The sequence below is a fragment of the Novosphingobium sp. Fuku2-ISO-50 genome, assembly GCF_001519055.1.
Classification (GTDB): Bacteria; Pseudomonadota; Alphaproteobacteria; order Sphingomonadales; family Sphingomonadaceae; genus Novosphingobium.
On sequence record NZ_KQ954286.1, the window covers coordinates 402,468 to 423,276 of the forward strand.

17 protein-coding genes are annotated in these 20,809 nt (G+C 64.0%); 7 read left to right on the forward strand and 10 right to left on the reverse strand.

All coding sequences use genetic code 11. The annotated features are described in order from the left end of the window. Window positions 1–2: 2 nt before the first annotated feature. The gene (locus AQZ50_RS04650; protein WP_067743219.1) at window positions 3–1,433 is read right to left on the reverse strand and encodes an NAD-dependent succinate-semialdehyde dehydrogenase; all 1,431 of its coding nucleotides are present in this window, start codon (window positions 1,431–1,433) and stop codon (window positions 3–5) included. Beyond that, window positions 1,433–2,770, reverse strand: coding sequence for an MFS transporter (locus AQZ50_RS04655; RefSeq protein ID WP_067743222.1), 1,338 nt, complete (start codon window positions 2,768–2,770; stop codon window positions 1,433–1,435). The genes AQZ50_RS04650 and AQZ50_RS04655 overlap by 1 nt, the downstream gene beginning before the upstream one ends. A 179-nt stretch (window positions 2,771–2,949) precedes the next feature. Between AQZ50_RS04655 and AQZ50_RS04660 the strand changes: the two genes are divergently transcribed. Together AQZ50_RS04660 and AQZ50_RS04665 are read left to right on the forward strand one after the other, a co-directional pair. Beyond that, window positions 2,950–3,882: an SDR family NAD(P)-dependent oxidoreductase gene (locus tag AQZ50_RS04660; protein WP_067743225.1), complete on the forward strand. Its 933-nt coding sequence runs from the start codon at window positions 2,950–2,952 to the stop codon at window positions 3,880–3,882. Further along, window positions 3,879–4,799 carry an SDR family NAD(P)-dependent oxidoreductase gene (locus tag AQZ50_RS04665; protein WP_067743228.1) on the forward strand — a complete coding sequence of 307 codons (921 nt, stop codon included), beginning with the start codon at window positions 3,879–3,881 and terminating at the stop codon, window positions 4,797–4,799. The genes AQZ50_RS04660 and AQZ50_RS04665 overlap by 4 nt, the downstream gene beginning before the upstream one ends. Before the next feature lie 22 nt (window positions 4,800–4,821). On the opposite strand, the gene AQZ50_RS04670 is transcribed toward AQZ50_RS04665, so the two are convergent. Both AQZ50_RS04670 and AQZ50_RS04675 read right to left on the reverse strand, forming a co-directional pair. Continuing rightward, window positions 4,822–5,700, reverse strand: a complete 879-nt coding sequence (locus AQZ50_RS04670) for a methylenetetrahydrofolate reductase (RefSeq protein ID WP_067743231.1) — start codon at window positions 5,698–5,700, stop codon at window positions 4,822–4,824. A 61-nt stretch (window positions 5,701–5,761) separates the two neighbouring features. Continuing rightward, window positions 5,762–7,162, reverse strand: coding sequence for a vanillate/3-O-methylgallate O-demethylase (locus AQZ50_RS04675; RefSeq protein WP_067743234.1), 1,401 nt, complete (start codon window positions 7,160–7,162; stop codon window positions 5,762–5,764). A gap of 118 nt (window positions 7,163–7,280) precedes the next feature. On the opposite strand from AQZ50_RS04675, the gene purU reads away from it, so the two are divergent. Beyond that, window positions 7,281–8,150, forward strand: a complete 870-nt coding sequence (purU, locus tag AQZ50_RS04680; protein WP_067743864.1) for a formyltetrahydrofolate deformylase — start codon at window positions 7,281–7,283, stop codon at window positions 8,148–8,150. On the opposite strand, the gene AQZ50_RS04685 is transcribed toward purU, so the two are convergent. The 4 genes from AQZ50_RS04685 to AQZ50_RS04700 all read right to left on the reverse strand — a co-directional run bounded on the left by AQZ50_RS04685 (window position 8,151) and on the right by AQZ50_RS04700 (window position 12,153). Continuing rightward, window positions 8,151–8,873: an alpha/beta fold hydrolase gene (locus tag AQZ50_RS04685; RefSeq protein WP_067743237.1), complete on the reverse strand. Its 723-nt coding sequence runs from the start codon at window positions 8,871–8,873 to the stop codon at window positions 8,151–8,153. It abuts the gene before it with no gap. A gap of 4 nt (window positions 8,874–8,877) precedes the next feature. Then, window positions 8,878–9,687, reverse strand: coding sequence for a glutathione S-transferase family protein (locus AQZ50_RS04690; RefSeq protein ID WP_067743239.1), 810 nt, complete (start codon window positions 9,685–9,687; stop codon window positions 8,878–8,880). Beyond that, the gene (locus tag AQZ50_RS04695) at window positions 9,680–10,552 is read right to left on the reverse strand and encodes an amidohydrolase family protein (protein WP_082703413.1); all 873 of its coding nucleotides are present in this window, start codon (window positions 10,550–10,552) and stop codon (window positions 9,680–9,682) included. The genes AQZ50_RS04690 and AQZ50_RS04695 overlap by 8 nt, the downstream gene beginning before the upstream one ends. Before the next feature lie 86 nt (window positions 10,553–10,638). Continuing rightward, window positions 10,639–12,153, reverse strand: coding sequence for an aldehyde dehydrogenase family protein (locus AQZ50_RS04700; protein ID WP_067743242.1), 1,515 nt, complete (start codon window positions 12,151–12,153; stop codon window positions 10,639–10,641). A 324-nt stretch (window positions 12,154–12,477) separates the two neighbouring features. On the opposite strand from AQZ50_RS04700, the gene AQZ50_RS04705 reads away from it, so the two are divergent. Further along, entirely contained in the window at window positions 12,478–14,973 is a 2,496-nt protein-coding gene (locus tag AQZ50_RS04705; RefSeq protein WP_067743244.1) for a TonB-dependent receptor, read from the forward strand. 65 nt (window positions 14,974–15,038) lie between these two features. Next, window positions 15,039–16,508, forward strand: coding sequence for an aldehyde dehydrogenase (locus AQZ50_RS04710; RefSeq protein WP_156427239.1), 1,470 nt, complete (start codon window positions 15,039–15,041; stop codon window positions 16,506–16,508). Here AQZ50_RS04710 and AQZ50_RS04715 read toward each other — a convergent pair. Both AQZ50_RS04715 and AQZ50_RS04720 read right to left on the reverse strand, forming a co-directional pair. Further along, window positions 16,505–17,245, reverse strand: a complete 741-nt coding sequence (locus tag AQZ50_RS04715) for an SDR family NAD(P)-dependent oxidoreductase (protein WP_067743247.1) — start codon at window positions 17,243–17,245, stop codon at window positions 16,505–16,507. The two genes, AQZ50_RS04710 and AQZ50_RS04715, sit on opposite strands and share 4 nt — an antisense overlap. 16 nt (window positions 17,246–17,261) lie before the next feature. Then, window positions 17,262–17,651: a nuclear transport factor 2 family protein gene (locus AQZ50_RS04720; RefSeq protein ID WP_067743249.1), complete on the reverse strand. Its 390-nt coding sequence runs from the start codon at window positions 17,649–17,651 to the stop codon at window positions 17,262–17,264. 97 nt (window positions 17,652–17,748) lie between these two features. Between AQZ50_RS04720 and AQZ50_RS04725 the strand changes: the two genes are divergently transcribed. Both AQZ50_RS04725 and AQZ50_RS04730 read left to right on the forward strand, forming a co-directional pair. Continuing rightward, a complete protein-coding gene (locus AQZ50_RS04725) occupies window positions 17,749–18,630 on the forward strand; it encodes a DUF8021 domain-containing protein (RefSeq protein WP_231730109.1) in 882 nt (293 codons plus the stop codon). Beyond that, window positions 18,627–20,792 (forward strand): outer membrane protein assembly factor BamB family protein, encoded by a 2,166-nt coding sequence (locus AQZ50_RS04730; RefSeq protein ID WP_067743254.1) that lies wholly within the window; start codon window positions 18,627–18,629, stop codon window positions 20,790–20,792. Before AQZ50_RS04725 ends, AQZ50_RS04730 begins: the two co-directional genes overlap by 4 nt. Window positions 20,793–20,809: the final 17 nt, after the last annotated feature.

The following is a 20,809-nucleotide window of genomic DNA, read 5'->3' on the forward strand; positions in this document are numbered from 1 at the left end:
GATCATCCTTCGTGAACGGTTTTCGTAACCAGACAGGCGTGCAGCCCTTCGGGGCCGTCCTCGGCGCCGTGCCCCGACCATTTGACCCCGCCAAACGGAGCATCGGCGCCGGCAATCATCGTGGTATTGAGCCCCAGCATCCCCGCCTCGACTTCGGCAGCGAGCCGCCGCTGGCGCCGCGCATCCTCGGTCCAGGCATACGCAGCCAGACCATAGGGCAGGCGATTGGCTTCCTCGACCATCGCCGCCTCGCCCGCCATCGGGTTGAGAATGGCGACCGGGCCAAACGGCTCTTCATTCATGATCGCCGCCGTCACGGGCACTTCGGCAAGCACGGTCGGCGCGAAGAAATAGCCGCGATTGCCGATGCGCTCGCCGCCCGTCAGGACACGCGCGCCATGCGTCCGCGCCTCGCCGACAAGCCGCTCCATCGCCTCGGGCCGCCGCGCATTGGCCATCGGCCCCATCCGGCTTTCCGGATCGAGCCCGTCGCCCACGCGCAAGGCCGCCGCGCGCTCGGCAAAACCACTGGCAAAGCGGTCGAACACGCTCTCTTCGATCAGAAACCGCGTCGGGCTGACGCAAACCTGCCCGGCATTGCGCAGCTTGTGCGGGACCAGCGTATCGAGCGCGCGGTCGAGATCGGCATCGGCGAAGACCAGTACGGGACCATGCCCGCCCAGTTCCATCGTCGTGCGCAGCACGTTGTCGGTGGCCAGCCGCATCAGATGTTTGCCCACCACGGTCGAGCCGGTGAACGACACTTTGCGGATCAGGGGCGATCCCAGCAAATGGCGGCTGACTTCGTCGGGCACGCCGAACACCGCCTGCGCAACATCGCCGGGCAACCCGGCATCGAGCAGTGCCTGAAGCACGGCCAGCGCCGAAGCCGGGGTTTCCTCGGCGGCTTTCAAAATCACCGAACAGCCCGCCGCGATCGGCGCGCCGAGCTTTCGCCCCGGATTGCCGATCGGGAAATTCCATGGCGCAAAGGCCGCGACCGGGCCGACAGGCGCATGCGTGACCGTCGCGCGCTGCCCTTCGGGGCGGACCAGCGTGCGGCCATAGATCCGCTGACATTCGCCCGCGTAAAACCGGAACAGGCCGACCACCATCAGCACTTCCATCCGTGCCTCGGCCAGTGTCTTGCCCTGTTCGAGCACGGCGGCGCGGGCAATCGCCTCTTGCCGTTCGAGCAGCAACCTCGCCGCGCCTTCGAGCACGGCGGCGCGTTCGGGCGCAGTCGATTTGCGCCAGCGGGCAAAGCCGCGCGCGGCGGCATCGAGCGCCCGGTCGAGATCAGGAGGCTCGGCCAGCGGCAGTTGCGCGATGACCTCGCCATTGGCGGGATTGATCACGGCATGGGTGCGCCGCCCCCCGCCGGTGACACGTTCGCCGGCAATGATCATCGATACCGCAGGATAGTCGTTCATCACTTCGCTCGCTCCAGGGCTTCAAGCCGTTCGATTTCCTGCGCGTAGGGGCGCATGGCCAGGACCATCAGCAGTGTCGCCGCCGGCAGCAGCGTCCCCGCGCAGAGCACCAGAGTCAGCCATAGCCGATGCGGATCGCCGACCACCCGGTCCTGCACCACCCCGACCAGAAAGCTGCCCATCGCGCCAAAAAAGGTAAACATGAACAGATAGATGGCCGTGACTTGCGCGCGCATGGCGGGCGGCACGACGCGCTGCACCGCGGCGTTTTGCGGCACTGCCCCGGCAATGCCGAATGCCACCCCCACGCCCATCAGCGCCAGCGACCATTCCGCGCGCGGCATCATCGGCGACAGGATGGCGGCCACGCTCGTCCCGGCAAAGCAGATCGCCGCCGCGCGGACATTGGCGTCGGCATGGCGCCGCGCCAGCACTTCGACCAGCACCGCCCCCAGCACCAGCCCGACCAGCGACCCCACCAGCACGGCAAGCCCCATCGCCGCGCCGATCTGCCCCTCGTTCCAGCCATAGGTGCGGATCAGAAACGGCGTGCGCCAGAATTGCAGCCCGAACACATCGAGCGCCGACAAGGCCAGCGCACCAAACAACGGCACAAACAGGCGCGGCCGCTCGGCCAGTGCGCGAAACGCCTGCCACCCGAGCATCGCGGCGAGCCCGTCATGCGCCCCGCCGCGCTGCAACTGCGCCGCACGATCCGGCTCACGCACGGTCAGGAACAACAGACCGACCGCCATCGCCGCCACGCCGCACCCGATCAGGATCCATTGCCAGCCAAACAGATGCCAGCGGCCGACATGCGTTTCCCAGCCCCTGCTCGCCATCACCAGCCGTCCGCCGATAAACGGCCCCAGCGTGGTCCCGCCGATGAAGCCGAATTGCAGCAAGGCAAAGGCCCGCGTCAGGCGGCGCGGCGGAAACGCATCGGCAAGCAACGAATAGGACGCCGGAGCATGCGCCGACCCGCTGGCGGCAAGAAACACGCGCGACGCCACAAACTGCCCCAGCCCTTGCGCCACACCGCCCGCCGCGATCACCACGCCGACCGCCACCGATCCACCCGCCAGCACCCATTTGCGCGGAAAAATATCGGCCAGCCGCGCCAGCGGAACGCCCACGAAAAAGAACGCGATCACCCCTGCAGGCCCGGCCAGAAACCCCAATTGCGCATCGCTCAGGCCGAAATCATGCTTGATGCGCTCGGCCAGCATGCCGAACGTGACCGAATCAAAAAACGTCACGAATGTCGCCAGCACGATGACCGTCAGCGCCCAGTATCGCGCCGGGGCATCGGAATAGCGATGCGTGCCGCCTGCCATGGCCAATCTCTCTTCCCCTGTTCGGGCGACCGTCCCGCCTGTCAGCGTGCGATCATCCCATTTGATAGTGTATGTCTTGCATACAATCGCCGCATGGTGAATAGTCAAAGGCGAAAAAACACAAATCACCTCGCAAACGGCATGACCCCTCCGTCATGCCCGCAGCATGGGAGCGGGAAATGCAGGATCTGAAAGGAAAAACCGCCTTTATCACGGGCGGCGCGAGCGGCATTGGCCTGGGCATTGCCAAGGCCGTGCTGGGCGCGGGGATGAATGTGGTGATTGCCGACATCCGTGACGATCATCTCGATTCGGCGCGAGCCGAGCTGGCCGCCGACGACCGCGTTCTGGCGCTCCGCCTCGATGTCACCGACCGTGCCGCCTATGCCGCCGCCGCCGATGCGGCCGAGGCGCGGTTTGGCCGCATCCACTTGCTCGTCAACAACGCCGGGGTGGCGGTGGTCGGGCCGACCGAGCTTGCCACCCATGCCGACTGGGACTGGGTCATGGGGGTCAATCTGGGCGGCACGATCAACGGCGTGGTCGAAATCCTGCCGCGCATCCTCGCCCATGGCGAAGGCGGGCATATCGTCAACACCGCCTCGATGTCGGCGCTCGTCCCTGTCGGCGGCACGGCAATCTATTCGGCCACCAAGGCGGCCGTCGTCGCCATGGTCGAATGCATGCGCCCCGAACTCGAACCGCGCGGCGTCATCTGTTCGGCATTCTGCCCCGGCGCGGTCCAATCGAACATTGCCGATGCGGGCAAGACGCGCCCCGCAGCCCTGTCCGATACCGGCTATGCCGCTGCCGACAAGCGGCGCCAGGCCGGAGGACAGTTTTTTCACCTTTACCAGACGAAGGAAGACGTCGGCGCGCGCGTGCTCGAAGGCATTCTGGCCGACGAGCTCTATATCCTGACCCACAGCGAATTTCTCGATGGCGTGCGCGAGCGCGGCGAGGCAACCACGGCGGCCGTGCAGACGCAATTGCCCGAAAACCCGGAATACAAGGCGACTTTCGCCATGCTGTTCCGCAACCCGGCCATCACCGCCGAAATCGACCGCCAGAAGAGCATTCGCGCCACGCAGATCGCAGGAGCCGCCGCATGAAACACTTTGCCGGACGCACAGCCTTTGTCACGGGCGGGGCCAACGGGGTCGGCATCGGCCTTGTCCGCCAATTGCTCAACGAAGGATGCAAAGTCGCGATCGCCGACATCCGCCGCGATGCGATCGACCGCGCGCTCAAGACGCTGGATAACCGCGAAGTCATGGGTGTCGAACTCGACGTGTCGAGCCGCGCGGGATTTCGCGACGCCGCCGACGAAGTCGAGGCCAGGTTCGGCCCGGTCTCGATTGTGTGCAACAACGCCGGGGTCAACCTGTTTCAGCCGATCGAGGAAAGCAGCTATGACGATTGGGATTGGCTGCTCGGGGTCAATCTGCATGGCGTGATCAACGGGGTGATGACATTTGTCCCGCGCATGGTCGAACGCGTCAAGGCCGGGACACAGGAAGGCGGACACATCGTCAACACCGCCTCGATGGCCGCGTTCCTCGCCGCGGGCACACCGGGGATTTACAACACCACCAAGTTTGCCGTGCGCGGCCTTTCGGAATCGCTGCACTATTCGCTGCTGCAATATGGCATCGGCGTCTCGGTACTGTGTCCGGGCCTGGTCAAAAGCTATATCTATGCCAGCGACGACATCCGGCCCGACTCGCTCAAATCCGGCGCACGCGCGGTCGACAAAAGCGCGGTCGAGCGCCTTGCCGGGGTGCACGAATTCGGCATGGAGCCCGACGTGATCGGCGCACGGGTGATCGAGGCGATGCGCGCCAACCGCCTGCACATTTTCTCCCACCCCGATCACAAGCAAGAGATGCGCACCATTTTCGACGAGATCATCGCCGAATATCAGGACTATCCCAAAGACCCCGGCCACGACCAGCGAGTCGCCTTCGAAGCGATCCGCGCCAAGGCCTTTGCCGATGCCCGCGCAAAGTCACGCGCGGCGGATTTCTGATGGCCTCTCGGCAGGGGCTGGCTCAGGCCTGCCCCTGCCGCCGTTCGTAATCGGCGATCCACTCGACCGTCTTGCGCAGCCCGCCAAACGGATAGAAGTGGAGCCGAACCCGCCCGTGCTGCGGCCCGATCCCTGCAGCAAATGCATCAACCAGCTTGTCCGGCCCGGCGCTGCCCAGCAGGTTGGCGACCGAAATGCCGTATTTGCGCAAGACGCTGGCCGACGCGCCCACGCCGCAACGCGCGGCAAACGACAACAGGCGCTTGATCCCCGCCGGCCCCGGCACGCCGAGCCGCACCGGCGCATCGATACCGCGCCGGCGCAGTTCGGCCAGCCACTCGAGAAAGGCATCGGGGTCAAAGCCGAATTGCGTCACCACCAGCGGCGCCATGCCGCGCGCCTCGATTTCGGCAACCTTGCGCGTCAAGACGTCCCAGCATTGCTCGACGGTCATCTCGGGATGGCCTTCGGGATGGCCGCCGATGCCGATTGCCTTGATCCCGGCGCGCTCGAACGCGCCCGTCGCGATCAGCGCCATCGTGTCGAAATAGGGGCCCTGCGGCTCGGGCGGGTCGCCCGCTACGACAAAGCAGCGGCGCACGCCTGCTTCGCGCACGACCGCGTGAAGATAGCCTTCGAAATCGTCTTCGGACGTGATCCGCCGCGCCGAGAAATGCGGCATCGGCTCGAATCCCAGTTCGCGCACGGCAACCGTTGCGGCAACGCGCGCGGCAGCGTCCTCGCCCGGCAGAAAGGTCACCGCGATCGGCGTTTCGGCAGGGATCAGCGGCGCGGCGTCCTGCAACGACGGCTTGTCCTTTGCCGTCATTTCCAGCGAATACCCGTGTGTCAGGATCGCAGGCGGCTTGTCCCAATTGGGATGGATCTGCACAATAGCCATGGCACCCTCTCGTGCGGCAGCCCCGGCCCGGTGTTTGCGCCGGCACCGGGGCTTGCCCATATCAGCGCCCGGTGCGCCAGCCACCCTGATAGGTTTCGCGAGCGACGCGCGAATAGGGCACGGGGCTGACGATCGCGCGCACTTCGATCTGCTTGTGCGGCTCGACGGTGGTCTTGCGCGTGCCGCCGTTCTCTTCGCCCCAGACCACGCGCAGCTCGGTCCCGAACGGGATTTCCGGGTCGACCGTGGCAAGCGAAAGCCCCTGCTTTTCATTGTAGGAATAGCCGGTGAACATCGACAGGCCGACAGTCTTGCCCCCGGCATCGACCACGCGGTCGTAATTCGACGAGGCATAATTGGCCAAAGGCACATCGAAGAACTTGTACTGTTCGCCATCGGGATTGAACAGCGAAGCCCAGATTTTGGCAAGGTCTTCCGGATTCCACGCCAGCGTCACCTTTTTGCGCTGCTGCGCCGGATCGATAGCTTCGAGCGCCTCGCGCCCATGGAAATCATGGTCGAACTTGACGAACGGGCCATAGCCCAGTTCCCACGGATTGAGGTAATAGTCCTCGATCGATTTCGACACGAACGAGCCACCGATCGAACCCGTCGCTTCATAGCTGTCGGGCCCCAGCCATTCGCGAAAGCCTTTCAGCTTCTCGCCGGTATAGATCGCGGGCAACGGCGACGGAATCCAGCCCGATTCAAGCGTGTTCGACGGATAGGCGCGGCTGCCGCAGGCGATCAGGCCGAATTCCTTGCCCGCTTCGAGAATCGCGGCGCGGATTTCTTCCTGCGTGTCATAGGGGCCCCAGATTTCGAGACCCGGCGCACCCGACATGCCGTGGCGCAGCGTGCGCACGGTGTGCCCGGCGATGTGCATCGTCGACATGTTGAAGAACTTGAGCTGTTCGAGCGGCCGACCATGCAGCTTTTCGATCACGTTCCAGGCCTGCGGGCCCTGGATCTGAAAGCGCCATTCCTTGCGATGCGCAGGCTTGCCCATCAGACGCATCGGCGAACGGTCATCAAGCTCGATCTCGACGTCATAGCCGCCGGTCGCGGCATGATAGCGCAGCCAGTTCGAAGCGGGCGCGCGGCCGACGTATGTAAACGATTCCGCCTCTTCCCAGAAGATGATGCCATCGCCGATGACATGGCCATAGGGCGTCGTCGGCACATATTGCTTGGCCTTGTTGACGGTCCAGCCCTTGGACGAATTGATCATCGTGTCGGACAGGAGCTTCGCCGCGTCGCGCCCGCGAATATAGAGGTTTACCATGTGGTGCGACTGGTCGAACAGCACCGCGCTGTGCTGCCAGGCCCACTGCTCCGAACGCCAGTTGGAGAACTCGGGCGCGACCACCGGATAGACATAGGCGCCGAGCTGCGAATTGCGCAGCATGTCGACAATGCTGCTCTGCTGCGCGAGCAGCTGATCAAGATTCGTGGCGGACACGTTTTCCCTCTCCGTACGGTTGCAATTTGTATGCAACGCATACTATAAATTGACACCCATGCAAATGGAAAGTGGCCGCGCCATCCTCAGCGCGGGTCGCAAGGAGAGGTACAAAAAAATGAGCCTGGATACCGCCCCGGACTACCAAATTCTCGCGCTGTCATGCGCCGACACGCCCGGAATAACCGCCGCCGTGACCGGATTTCTCGCCGCAGCCGGCGCCAACATCGTCGAGGCGAAACAGTTCAACGATCAGGACGAAGGCTCGTTCTTCATGCGCGTCGAATATGATCCGCGCGGGGTCGCAATTGATGTGATTCGCGATGGATTTTCGTCACTTGCCGCGCAATATGGGATGCACTGGACGCTGCGCGACAAGACATCGCGGCGCAAGGTCGTGCTGCTGGTCAGCAAATTCGACCATTGCCTGGGCGACTTGCTCTATCGCAATCGCATCGGCGAACTGAACATGGATGTGGTCGCCATCATCGGCAATCACCCGCGCGAGGCGCTGGCGATCTCGCTGATCGATACCATCCCCTATCACCATTTCCCGATCACCCGCGACACCAAGGCCGAACAGGAAGCGCGCATCCGCGACGTGGTCACGGCAACCGGCGCCGAACTGGTGGTGCTGGCGCGCTACATGCAGATCCTCTCGGACGAAATGGCCGCATTCCTGTCAGGGCGCTGCATCAACATCCACCATTCGTTCCTGCCCGGATTCAAGGGCGCTAAGCCCTATCATCAGGCACACGCGCGCGGGGTCAAGATGATCGGCGCAACCGCGCACTATGTCACCGGCGATCTCGACGAAGGCCCGATCATCCATCAGGATGTCGAAGCGATCACCCACGCCCATCGCCCCGACGATCTGGTGCGCCGCGGTCGCGATATCGAACGGCGCGTACTGGCCGAGGCGGTGCGCCTGCATCTTGAAGACCGCGTGCTCGTCAATGGCGCCAAGACCGTGGTGTTCCGCGACTGATCAGGCCAGCGCGAGCAAAATGGCGGCCAAGGCTTCGGGGCGCGATAGAAACGGGCTGTGGTCCGCCCACAATGTTTCGACCCGCGCCCCGGGCACCAGATGCTGCATGCGCCGCTGGCTCGCCAGCGGAATGGTGCGATCGTCGGTGCATTCGACATAGACACGCGGCACCCGGCCATAGCGTTCGGGCGTCAGTTGCAGCGGAACGGAGCGCGGCCGGTGCGGTTCGTCGACCAGCCGCGCCATCGCGGCCGAGGCCAGCTCGGGCGGTGCCAACTGGGCAAACACGGCTGCCGGATCGGCGCCGGTGATGCGTGTGCCATGCCCGCCGGACGTCGGCGAAATCAGCGCATCGAAGGCCGGGTTCGGCCCTTCGAGTTGCTTGAACTGCGCGCGCGACATGCCGTCGGGCAGCATCATCGCGCAGATATAGACCAGCGTATCGATCGCCTCGGGCGCCTTTTCGGCGGCCTGGCTGATGACCAGACCGCCCCGGCTGTGTCCGGCAAGGATCACCGGACGCCGGCTCGCGGACCGGCACAGGCCGGCCGCGAATTCGGCCCAGCCGTCAAGCGTCACCGCATCGAGCGCCGCCTCGTCACCGCCCATGCCGGGCAAATCGGGCGCGATGACATCATGCCCCGCCGCTTCCAGCCGATGACGCAGCCCGTCAAAGCACCAGCCGCCGTGCCACGAACCATGGATAAGGACGAATGTCGCCATGGCTTTACCGCGCGTGGCCGGTGAATGTGCGCAATGCCGGATTGGTATGATCGGGCATTTCCAGCGCCGCCTTCACGCCCGGCCGCGCCGTCATCCGATCGCGCCAGTCGATCAGCCGGGGCCAGGTTTTCGCCGCTTCCAGTTCGGGAAACATGCGTTCGACCATCATGCCGCACATCGCGTAGAAATTGGCGTCTGCCGTGGAGACCATATCGCCCGCGATCCAGGCATTGGTTTCGAGCTGCTTGTCGACTTTGGCGCAGGCATAGACGATCTTGTCCATGGCGTGGGCCAGGTCCGCTTCGGAAAAGCCCGAGCGCGCCGTCTGCCACTTCTTGCGCTGATCGGGCAGCGGAATGCGCTCGACGAGCCTTTCAAAGTCGCCGCTTTCGATGCCGCGCGCAATCACCCCGACCATGCGATGCCAGCCATGCATCGAGACATAGTTCATCACATGTTCGTCGACGAATTTGTTCCAGTACCGCATGCGCGCCTTGCCCACCGCGTCGGCGGGGCGAAGCGGCACTTCGGGAAAGACGTCTTCAAGATATTCGTTGATCACGGTGGTCTGGGTGATCACCGCGCCATCGTGGACGAGCACCGGCACCTGGCCTTCGGGATTGATCGCCAGAAACCAGTCGGAATGCTGTTCGAACTTGTGCAGATCGACATAGACGCTTTCGAAATCGAGCCCCTTTTCCTTGAGGCAGATCATCGATTTCAGCGAATTGGCCGCCGGTTCGGCGTGGTAATAGATCAGGCTCACAGGCTTGTCCTCTCCCGTGCCGTCGTCGCGCGCCCGGCCTTCAGCCAAGCCCGAGCACGCGCGCGGCATTGTCTTTCATGATCAGCGGCAGCACGTCTTCCTTGAACCCGACAGCGCGCGCCGCCTCGATCCATTTGGCCGGATGGATCAGGGGAAAATCGCTGCCGAACAGCATCTTCTTGCGCAATTGCGTGTTGGCATACTGGATGATCTGCGGCGCGAAATACTTCGGGCTCCATCCCGACAGATCGATGAACACATTTTCCTTGTGCAGCGCCATCGACAGGCTTTCATCGACCCACGGCCAGCTCGGATGCGCCAGGATGATTTTCATGTCGGGGAAATCGACCGCAACGTCGTCGACCAGAATCGGCTGCCCATATTTCAGCCGCGCCCCGCCGCCGCCGCGCATTCCTGTGCCGATACCCGAATGCCCGGTGTGAAAAATCGCGGGCAATTTATAGTGGTTGATCACTTCATAGATCGCATAGCCCATGCGGTCGGCAGGCAGGCAATCCTGCATGATGTGATGAAACTTGAAGCCGCGCACGCCATGGTTTTCGATCAGATCGCGCGCCTCGCGCGCGCCGAGCTTGCCCTTGTGCGGGTCGATCGAGGCAAACGGGATGCAGATGTCATCGTTGGCCGCGGCATATTCGGCGACTTCGTAGTTCGACACGCGCTTGGCGCCGATCCCGCTTTCGCAATCGACCGTGAACAGGCAAAATGCGATCTGCTGTGCGCGGTAAAGCTCGATGATTTCAGGGATTTTCGGCCGTTCGCGGGGCGCCTTGAAATAGGTGCTGGCCGCGTCGAAATACTGGCCCATCACCGGGTCTTCGGGATCGTGGCACGACACTTCGGCGTGAACATGGACGTCGATGGCGGAAATGCGGGACAGATCGATCGGCATGAGGCAAACTCCAGGAAACGCGCGGCCATGCCGGCAACCAAGCACCCGGTCGAGGCAAGCGCAAGCCCGCCCCGACCGTCCAGGGCTCACATCTGGATAATCACGGTCTTGGTTTCGAGATAGGCCTCGACCCCCGCCCGGCCCTGTTCGCGACCGAGCCCCGATTGCTTGTAGCCGCCAAAAGGCAGCGCGGTGTCGATAATGGCGTGGCAATTGCCCCAGACCGTGCCCGATTTGATCTTCGCGGCGAGCTTGTGCATCGCCGAAACATCGCGCGTCCAGATCCCGGCACCAAGGCCAAAACAGGTATCGTTGGCCATTTTCGCCACTTCGTCGAGATCGTCGAAACGCTGCGCCACGACGACCGGCCCGAAGATTTCCTCGCGCACCACGCTCATTTGCGGGTTCACATTGGCAAGGATCGTCGGATTGACATAATAGCCGCCATCGGTGGCCGGGGCGTCGCCGCCCATGACCACGCTGGCGCCATCGCGCTTGCCCGCCGCGATATAGCCCATCACGCGATCATGCTGTTCCTTGCTGACCAGCGGCCCCATGTGCGCGGCAGGATCGAGCGCAGGGCGCGGCGCCCAGAACGGCGCGGTCGCCGCCATGCCTTCGAGCACGCTGTCGAACACCGACTTGTGCGCAAACAGACGCGATCCCGCGACGCAGACCTGGCCCGAATTGAAAAAGATCGCGCCCGCAGCGCCGGCGGCAACTTGCGCCACATCGACATCGGACAGAATCACCACCGGCGACTTTCCGCCCAGTTCGAGCGTCACGCGTTTCATCGTTTCGGTGGCATTGCGGTTGATTACTTTGCCGATCTCGGTCGATCCGGTGAAGGCGATCTTGTCGACATCGGGATGCTTGACCAGTCGGTCGCCCGAGATATGGCCGAGCCCGGTAATCACGTTGACCACGCCCGCCGGGAAGCCCGCCTCGACAACCAGATCGGCCAGCCGCAGCGCGGTGATCGACGTCTGTTCGGCGGGTTTGAGCACCAGCGTACAGCCCGCCGCGAGCGCCGGAGCAATCTTCAGCGTGGCCATCAACAGCGGGAAATTCCACGGCACGATCTGGCCGCAGACGCCGACCGGTTCCTTGACGGTATAGCTGAACACCGTACCCGCCGGCATCGCATAAGGCGCGGTGGTTTCGCCCGCGACTTTGCTCGCCCAGCCGGCCATGAAGCGCAACTGGCTGATCGCGCCGGGAATGTCGACGGCGCCCGCCATGGCCTTGGGCTTGCCGTTGTCGATCGCTTCCAGTTCGGCAAATTCGTCGGCATGCGCTTCGAGCAAGTCGGCGAGCCGGTTGATGATCCGTTCGCGGGCCATCGGCGGCAGGCCCGACCAGCGCCCGTCGTCAAAGGCGGCGCGCGCGGCGGCAACTGCGCGGTCGACATCGGCGGGGGACGCATCGACCACATGCGACACGATCCGCCCGGTCGAGGGGTCTTCGACTTCGATCAGTGCGCCATGGCTCGAATCGACCCACTGGTTGTTGATGAACAGCTGCGGCTTGCGCGCCAGTGCCTTGGCCGCGGCGGGCGAATAGGCGGGCTGGACATAGCTGATGGTGGCGATGTCGTTCATCGGTCATCCTCTTTCAGGCTTCGTCCGCGCTTGGTGCGCGACACGTGATTTGTAGGCAATGCATACAAACTTCACGGATCGTTGCAACCGCGAATCATGTCCCGGGTCCAAACCCCGATTCGCCGGGGCGCGGAGCGCCGCGCCATGGCCAGACCCTGCTCGCGCGCACCGCAGACCCTATCATATGTGATCTTTTTGCTGCAAAATCGCACGCAATGCCGCGCCCCTTCGATCTGCCTCTTGCCAAGCGAATTGTTGTATGCGCTACATACAAAAAGCAGGTGCCCTGAACAAAGAGGCGCCGCGATGGAGAGGAAATTGAAGATGCACGCTGAAACGATGCTGCATAGCGCCGACGGCTGTTCGCTGTCGCCATGCAAAACCAGACTGACATCGCTGATGGGCTCGTCGCTGCTCGTGCTGGCGATCGGCACGCTGCTCGCCGGGCCCGCATACGCCGCAGAGGCGGGCGATGCCCCCCCGGCTGCCCCGGACACCAAAGCCGCGTCTATCGAGGAAATCATCGTCACCGCGCAGTTTCATTCGCAGAAACTGCAGGACACGCCGATCGCGATCACCGCGCTGACCGGCGCCAGCCTGGAAGCGCGCAGCGCCAGCAGCCTTGCCAGCATTTCCGACAGCGCGCCCAGTGTCGTGCTGCGCCCGGCATCGGCGGCGTTCGGCGATTCGGTGGTGGCCTCGATCCGCGGGCTTGGCCAGGGCGACTTTGACCCGGCGATGGAGCCGGGCGTCGGCATCTATATCGACGACGTCTATTTCCCGCGCCTGACCGGCGCCAATCTCGACCTGATGGATGTCGACCGCGTCGAAGTGCTGCGCGGGCCGCAGGGGACATTGACCGGCAAGAATTCCGAAGGCGGCGCGATCAAGTTCTTTTCCAAGGCGCCCTCGGGCGACACCGACGGCTATGTCTCGGCGACGTATGGCAGCCGCCATCGCATCAATCTTTCCGCCAGTGCCGATTTCAAGCTGGCCGAGGGCCTGTTTGGCCGCGTATCAGGCGCCTATGCCGATCAGGACGGCTATGTAAACGTCTATGACTATGGCTGCATGAACCCGTCGAGCGGCGTTCCCTCGACGACCGGCGGGACCAATTGCCTGAAATACAAGGAAGGCGATGTCGGCTATAAAGCCGTGCGCGGCATCTTGCGCTATAATCCCAATGAACGGCTCGATGTCACGATCAGCGGCGATTATACCAAGGATCAGCATCACAATGCGGCGCAAGTGCTGCTTTATGCCAACAACACCAATCCCAATGTGCAGACATCCAACGGCCTGCCCTATGACAGCCGCTTCATCTGCGGGCCGTTCTGCAACTATGACACCACCGGACAAAGCGCGAGCACCTTCGTCGCCGGTCTGATCCCGGCGCTCAACGGCATCCCGTTTCAGGCGACATCGGGGTCGGAACTGAGCATTTATTCCAGTTGGGGCGTGTCGGGCAAAGTGCTCTACAACCTGACCGATGCGATCAAGCTGACATCGATCACGGCCTATCGCTCGTTTGAAAACACCTTCAGCGTCGACAACGACTTGTCGCCGGCCAATGTCGGCTTTGGCGCCAACGATGTCACCGACTGGTCGTTCAGCCAGGAACTGCGCCTGAATGCAAAGATCAACAGCATCACCAATCTGACCGTCGGCGGCTTCGTTTCGGACGAAAAGGCCAATTACTACGCGCTGCAGGACATCCGCTATGTCGCAGCCGGACCACTGCCGGTCGAACCTTTGCAGTTCATCCAGAACGACCCCATCCGCACCAAGTCGCAAGCGGTCTATGGCAATCTCGATCTCCAGCCGACGAGCGCGCTGTCGATCAATGCCGGGCTGCGCTACACGCATGACTCCAAAAGCTATACGTTCTACCGGCTCGAACTCGACGGGGTTACGCCCAATCCGTTTCTGCCGTTCAACGGGCTGGGCGACACGTTCGCCAAGAGCCGGGTCGATTACCGCGTTGCCGTCAATTACCGGTTCTCGCCCGAAGCGATGGTCTATGCCTCTGTCGCGACCGGATACAAGGCCGGCGGGGTTGATCCGCGTCCGTTCAACGCCGCGCAAGTCGTTGGCTTTGGCCCGGAAAACGTTACCTCGTATGAATTGGGCGCCAAGACCGACTTGCTCGACCGCAAGCTGCGGCTCAATCTCGATGTGTTCTATCTCGATTTCAAGAATGCGCAGTTGACCTTGCTGTCATGCCCGCAATTCGGGGGTCCAGGCCCTTGCGCCCTGCCGCAGAACGCGGGCAATGCCCATTCCAAGGGGGTCGAGGCCGAAGTCCTGCTGCGCCCGGTCGCCGGGCTGCAGATCGACGGTTCGCTGTCGTATCAGGACTGGAAATGGACTTGCGTCAATCCGCAAGTGGTCGGCCTCGGCGCCGGGGCCTGTTCGTCGGATCCTTCGGTCATCGACCTGATCAGCAAGATGCCTCCCGGCATGGAACAATGGAAATGGAACGTCGGCGCGCAATATGAGGCAGACCTCGGCAAGGCGGGCACGCTGACCCCGCGTTTCGACATCAGCTATCAGGGCAGCCAGATCGGCAACGTGCTCGCCGCGGCAGCGGGTTCGCCCTCGGCGCTCTATGGCCAGGAAGGCGCCTATACGCTCGCCAATGCGCGCATCACCTGGCACGACAAGGCCAAGGGTCTGTCGATCGCGCTCGCCGTTACCAACGTGTTCGACAAATACTACTACACGTCGAAGTTCGACCTGACCGGTGCAGGCGCCGGGGCCATTTCCGGATCGCCCGGGCGGCCGCGCGAATGGGCCGTGACAGTCAAGAAATCGTTCTGAACAGATCGGCGGGTGCAGCGATGCACCCGCCGACCGCCACAGCGGGGCCTGATTTTTCCATGACATTGCTGCCCACCGGCGTTTCGCTGCGCCATCCCGAACGCGTGTTCATCGGCGGCGCATGGATGCCGCCACACAGCGACCGGCTGATCGACCTGATCTCGCCCGACACCGAACAAGTGATCGCGCGCGTCGCCGAAGCCGATGACGTCGACGTGGACCGCGCGGTTGCCGCTGCGCGCCACGCCTTTGACCATGGCCCATGGCCGCACATGGCGCCCGCCGAGCGGATTGCCGCATTCCGCCGCATGATCGCGCATCTCGAGCCGCGCGTGCCCGAATTGGCGCGCGCCTGGACCGCGCAGATGGGTGGCCTGGCCGCATTTGCCGGGCCGATGCATGCGGGCAGCCTTGCCGCCCTGAATCAGATCGCCGGTTTTGCCGAAGCGTTTGCCTTTGTCGAACAGCGCCCCAGCCTGGCCGCCGCTTGCGCTTTGGTGGTTCACGAACCGGTCGGCGTGGTCGCCGCCATCGCGCCGTGGAATGCGCCGTTCGGGATCATGGCCAACAAGCTGGCCTATGCGCTGCTGACCGGGTGTACGGTGATCATGAAGCCTTCGCCCGAGACCCCGCTGGAGGCCTATATCCTGGCCGAAGCCGCCGAAGCGGCAGGCATTCCGCCGGGTGTCGTCAATCTCGTACCTGCGCATCGCGAGGCCAGCGATCATCTCGTGTGCAATCCGGGCGTCGACAAAGTCAGCTTTACCGGATCGACACTGGCGGGGCAGCGCATCGGCATGGTCTGCGCCGAACGCATGGCGCGCTGCACGCTCGAACTGGGCGGCAAATCGGCAGCCATCGTGCGCGACGATTTTGCCATCGCCGACGCCGCGCGGCTGTTGACCGGCACGATCACGATGATGAGCGGGCAAGTCTGCGCCATGCTCAGCCGTGTCGTCGTGCCACGCGCGCGGCATGACGAACTGGCCGAAGCGATCGCCGCCGAAATGCGCGCCGTGCGCATTGGCCACAGCGACGATCGCGCGGCGCAATTGGGCCCTCTGGCCATGAAGCGGCAGTTGGAGCGCGTCGAAAGCTTTATCGAGGAAGGCCGCAAGACCGCCGATCTGATTACCGGCGGACAGCGCCCGACGCATCTCAACCACGGCTATTTCATCGAACCCACCCTGTTCGCGCATGTCGACAACGCCAGCCGCATTGCGCAAGAAGAAATCTTCGGCCCGGTGCTCTGCCTGATCCCCGCCGACGACGACAATCACGCGATCGCCATCGCCAATGACAGCCGCTATGGCCTCAACGGCTCTGTCCTGACGCACGATGCCGACGCGGCCTGGCGGATCGGTCGCCGCGTGCGCACCGGCGGCTTTGGCCAGAACGGGCTGCGCATGGATTTCGGCCTGCCGTTCGGCGGATTCAAGCAATCGGGCATCGGCCGCGAAGGCGGGCCCGAAGGGCTGCACCCCTATCTCGAAATGAAAACCATGCTGCTCGATGCGGTTCCCGCTGGCGTTTAGCGCAATTCCAGACAGCCGCCGTCGACATAGAGATCGACGCCGTTGATGAAGCTGGCCTCGGCACTGGCGAGGAACAGCGCGGCGCGGGCGACTTCCCCGGCCTCGCCCATGCGCCCGATCGGCACCACGTCCGACAGCATGGCGCGCATCGCGGCAATCCGGGCCTCGGGCGCGTCGCGCTTGAAAATCTCGGTGTCGGTCGGCCCCGGGCTGATCATGTTGACGCGGATGCGGCGCGCCAACACTTCCTTGGCAACGATCCGCACCACCGCGCGAAGCCCCGCCTTGGCCGCAGCATAGGCCACATTGCCGGGCACCGCGGCGACCGAACCGATCGAGCCCGTCACCACGATCGCCCCGCCATCGCGCATCAGCGGCAGCGCCTGTTGCAAGGCAAAGAACGCGCCGCGCAAATTGACCGCATGAATGGTGTCCCAAAATGCCTCGGTGACATCGGCAACCGGCGCAAAGCCTCCGACCCCGGCGTTGCAGAACAACACGTCGATCGGCCCCATCGCATCGGCAATTTCGCCGAGCACCGCCGCGCTTTGCGCCGGATCGCCGATGTCGGCCACACGGATCAGCGCGCCCGTCTCTGCGGCCGCCGCCGCCAGCGTTTGCGCATTGCGCCCGGTCAGCGCCAGCCGCGCGCCTTCGGCTGCAAACAGCCGCGCCGCCGCCAGACCGATCCCGGCATTGCCGCCCAGAATCACCACCACTTTGTCCTCAAAGCGCATCGCCCGCGTTCCTTGTTCAAATCATCGGATTGGGATTGACCGGGTGTTCGGGCAATTCCTGGATCACATCCCAGTGTTCGACGATCATTCCGCGTTCGAGGCGAAAGATGTCCGCCACCGCGAGCCCCCGATCGCCCGTCCAACGCACGACATGGACATGGACGACGACATGGTCGCCATCGACAAAGGCGCGATGAATCGTCTGGCGCGCCTCGGGCGAATCGGCACGCCGATCATCGAGCCAGCGCTTGAGCGCGTCTCGCCCCGGTTCGGCAAGCGAGCTGTGCTGCACATAATGCTGCGCAATGAAACGATCGACCGCAGACGAATCGAGCGGCATCAGCACCGCCTCGTACATGGCAAGAACATGCGCCAGATTGGCTTGTTCGATCGGCGTGCGGCTCATGCGGCGGGCCCCTTTTCTCCCTGCGCGCAAGGCCAATCGGCGCTTGCGCTATTTATAACATTTGATACGGTAACGCAAAGGTCGGGACAAGACCTCAATGACACATTCGGGAGAGATCATGGACCGGCAGGCGCTCTACGCCGTGCTCGACGGCTTTCTGGACGCGCTGCGATCCGGAAACGCGGATGCGGTCAACTGGGCCGATGGCGCGCTGACGTCGGAAAACAATGTCATGCTCGACATCGGTGACGGGGTCTGGGGCACGATCATCGGCCTTGGCGATTATGCCTTGCGCTTTGCCGACACGCGCACCGGACAGGTCGGCTATTTCGGCACGGTGATCGAGGCGATCGAGGAATCCGGGCTGACGCTGCGGCTCAAAGTCGATGCTGCAGGCGCCGTGACCGAGGCGGAACTGTGCATCGTTCGCCAATCGGACAGCGGCATCAAGTTTGAAAACCCGCGTTACTGGACCAAGCCGATCCTTGAGGCCGATGCAATCGCGCCCTGCCCGCGCGACGAGATGGTGCACCTGTCGAACGGCTATTTCGATACGCTACAATTGAACGACGGGACGATCCACACCCGCTTTCACCCCGATTGCCAGCGCGTCGAAAACGGCGTGCAGACCACCTGCAATCCCGAATTCGCCAAAATCGTGCCGGTCTCTGCGCTGGGCTGCGAGGCGCAGTTCCGCATGGGCAATTATCGCTATGACGATGCCTTGCGCGCGCGGCGCTTTCCCCTCGTCGACGAAGAGCGCGGGCTGGTGCTGGCATTCGGCTTCATCGATCATTCGGGGCGGCTCGACACCTATCAACTGACCGACGGGCGCACGGTCAAAAGCCCGGTGCGCCGCCCGCACAGCTTTTACATTTCCGAACTGTTCAAGATCGATCACGGCATGATCTGCCAGATCGAGGCCAATTTCATCACGGTGCCCTATCGCATGCCCAGCCCGTGGGAAACGTGCCGATGAAAGGCGCACTTACCGCCCTGGTCCTGACGGCGCTGGCCGCCGCTCCGCTGGGCGCGGCGCCGGGCGACTGGACCAGTCCGGGCGGCGATGCGGGCAAGACGCATTTTTCGCCGCTCACGCAAATCGATCCCGGCAATGCCGCGCGACTGGGCCTTGCCTGGCAGGCCGATCTTGGCACCGACCGCGTGCTCGAAGCGACGCCGGTCGTGGTCGACGGCACGCTTTACACCAGCGGCGTTGCGGGCCGGGTCTATGCGTTCGACGCTGCCACAGGCCGCGAAATCTGGCGCTTCGAACCCGAAATCGACATGCAGGTCAACCGCTGGGTCTGTTGCGACATGGCCAATCGCGGCGTCGCTGTTGCCGGGGGCCTCGTCTATGTCGGCGCGCTCGACGGCTGGCTCTACGCGCTCGATGCGCGGACGGGCAAAGTGGTGTGGAAAGTCGACAGCATCGAGGATCACACACGCGGCCTCAGCTCGACCGGCGCACCAGAGATTGCCGGTGATGTGGTCGTGCTGGGCAATGCCGGATCGGACTATGACGCGCGCGGCTATGTCACCGCGTATGACCGGCGCACCGGCGCGCTGCGCTGGCGGTTTCACATCACGCCGCGCGATCCCCGGCTCGGGCCGCAGGACAGTCCCGAGCTCGATGCGGCGGTCAAGACCTGGGACCCGGCGAGCCGCTGGGACATGGGCGCGGGCGGATCGCCGTGGGATGCGATCGCCTATGATCCCGAAACCGGCCTCGTGCTCGTCGGAACGGGCAATGCCGAGCCCTACAGCCTGACTTTGCGCAGCCCCAAAGGCGGGCGCAATCTCTATGTTTCCTCGATCGTCGCGCTCAATGCAAAAACCGGGCGAATGGCCTGGTTCTATCAGGAAAGCCCCGAGGATCAGTGGGATTACGACGCCACCGCGCCGATGATCCTGACACATCTGACGCTCGACGGCCGCGACCGGTCGGTCGTGCTGCACGCGCCCAAAAACGGCTTTCTCTATGTGATCGACCGGGCCACGGGCGAAGTCCTGCGCGCCAATCCGATCGTGCGGGTCAATTGGGCCCGGCGCATCGACCTCAAAACCGGCCTGCCCGAACTCGACCCCGCCGCCGCCGACATTTCGGCAGGGCCCAAGATCGTTTTTCCAGCAACGCCGGGCGCGCGCAACTGGCATCCGGGATCATACAATCCGGCGACCGGGCTGTGGTACGGCGCGGTGCTCGACATGGGCAATCTGATCTTTGTCCCGCCCGGACCAAAGCCTTATGCCGCCAAAGGGCTCAACACCGGCGCGGCGCTGATCTTTACCGCCGACCTTGCGCAAGCGTTGCCCACTCTGCCTGCGCCGGTCCAGACGGCGGTCAAGGCACTGCCCGCCTGGCAGGAGGTGCTCGCCAATCCGGCCCATGCCGAAATCCGCGCGATCGACCCGCTGACGGGGCGCACGGTCTGGGCCGATCCGACCGGCGGCTGGCAGGATCGCGGCGGGGTCTTGACCACGGCTTCGGGCCTTGTCGTTCACGGCACGCTGTCGGGCGAATTGCGCGTGCTCGATGCGCGCAACGGGCGGCTGATCAAGGCGATCGAGACCGGCAGCTCGATCCTTGCCGCGCCGATGACCTATTCCGTGCGCGGGGTGCAATATATCGCGGTCATGGCGGCCTGGGGCGGCGGCGGCTATCCCTATGTCCCGCGCTATGCTGCGGCCTATCGGCGCGGCAATGCGGGGCGGCTGCTGGTATTCCGGCTCGATGGCACGCCGGTTCCGCTGCCGCCGCCATTGCCGCCGCTGGAAGTTGCGCCGCCTGCCCCGGCGCAGGCCACAGGCGTCACGCCCGCAACGATCGCGCGCGGACAGGCGCTGTTTTTCACCACCGGCTGCGCGCTGTGCCACGCCAATCAGCCGCGCTCGATCACGCCCGATCTGCGCCGGATGGACGCCGCGACCCATACCGCATTCCGCCGGATCGTGCTCGACGGGCTCTATCAATCGGCGGGAATGCCCCGCTGGGATGACGTGCTGCGGCCCGAAGATGCCGATGCGATCCATGCCTGGCTGATCGATCAGCAGGCCAGGACGCGCGCCGAAGACCTGGCCAAACAGGCCAGGGGACTGCCGCTCGATGCGCCGAGCCTTGCCATCTTGTCGAATTATTGAAGGGGAAGCGACCATGA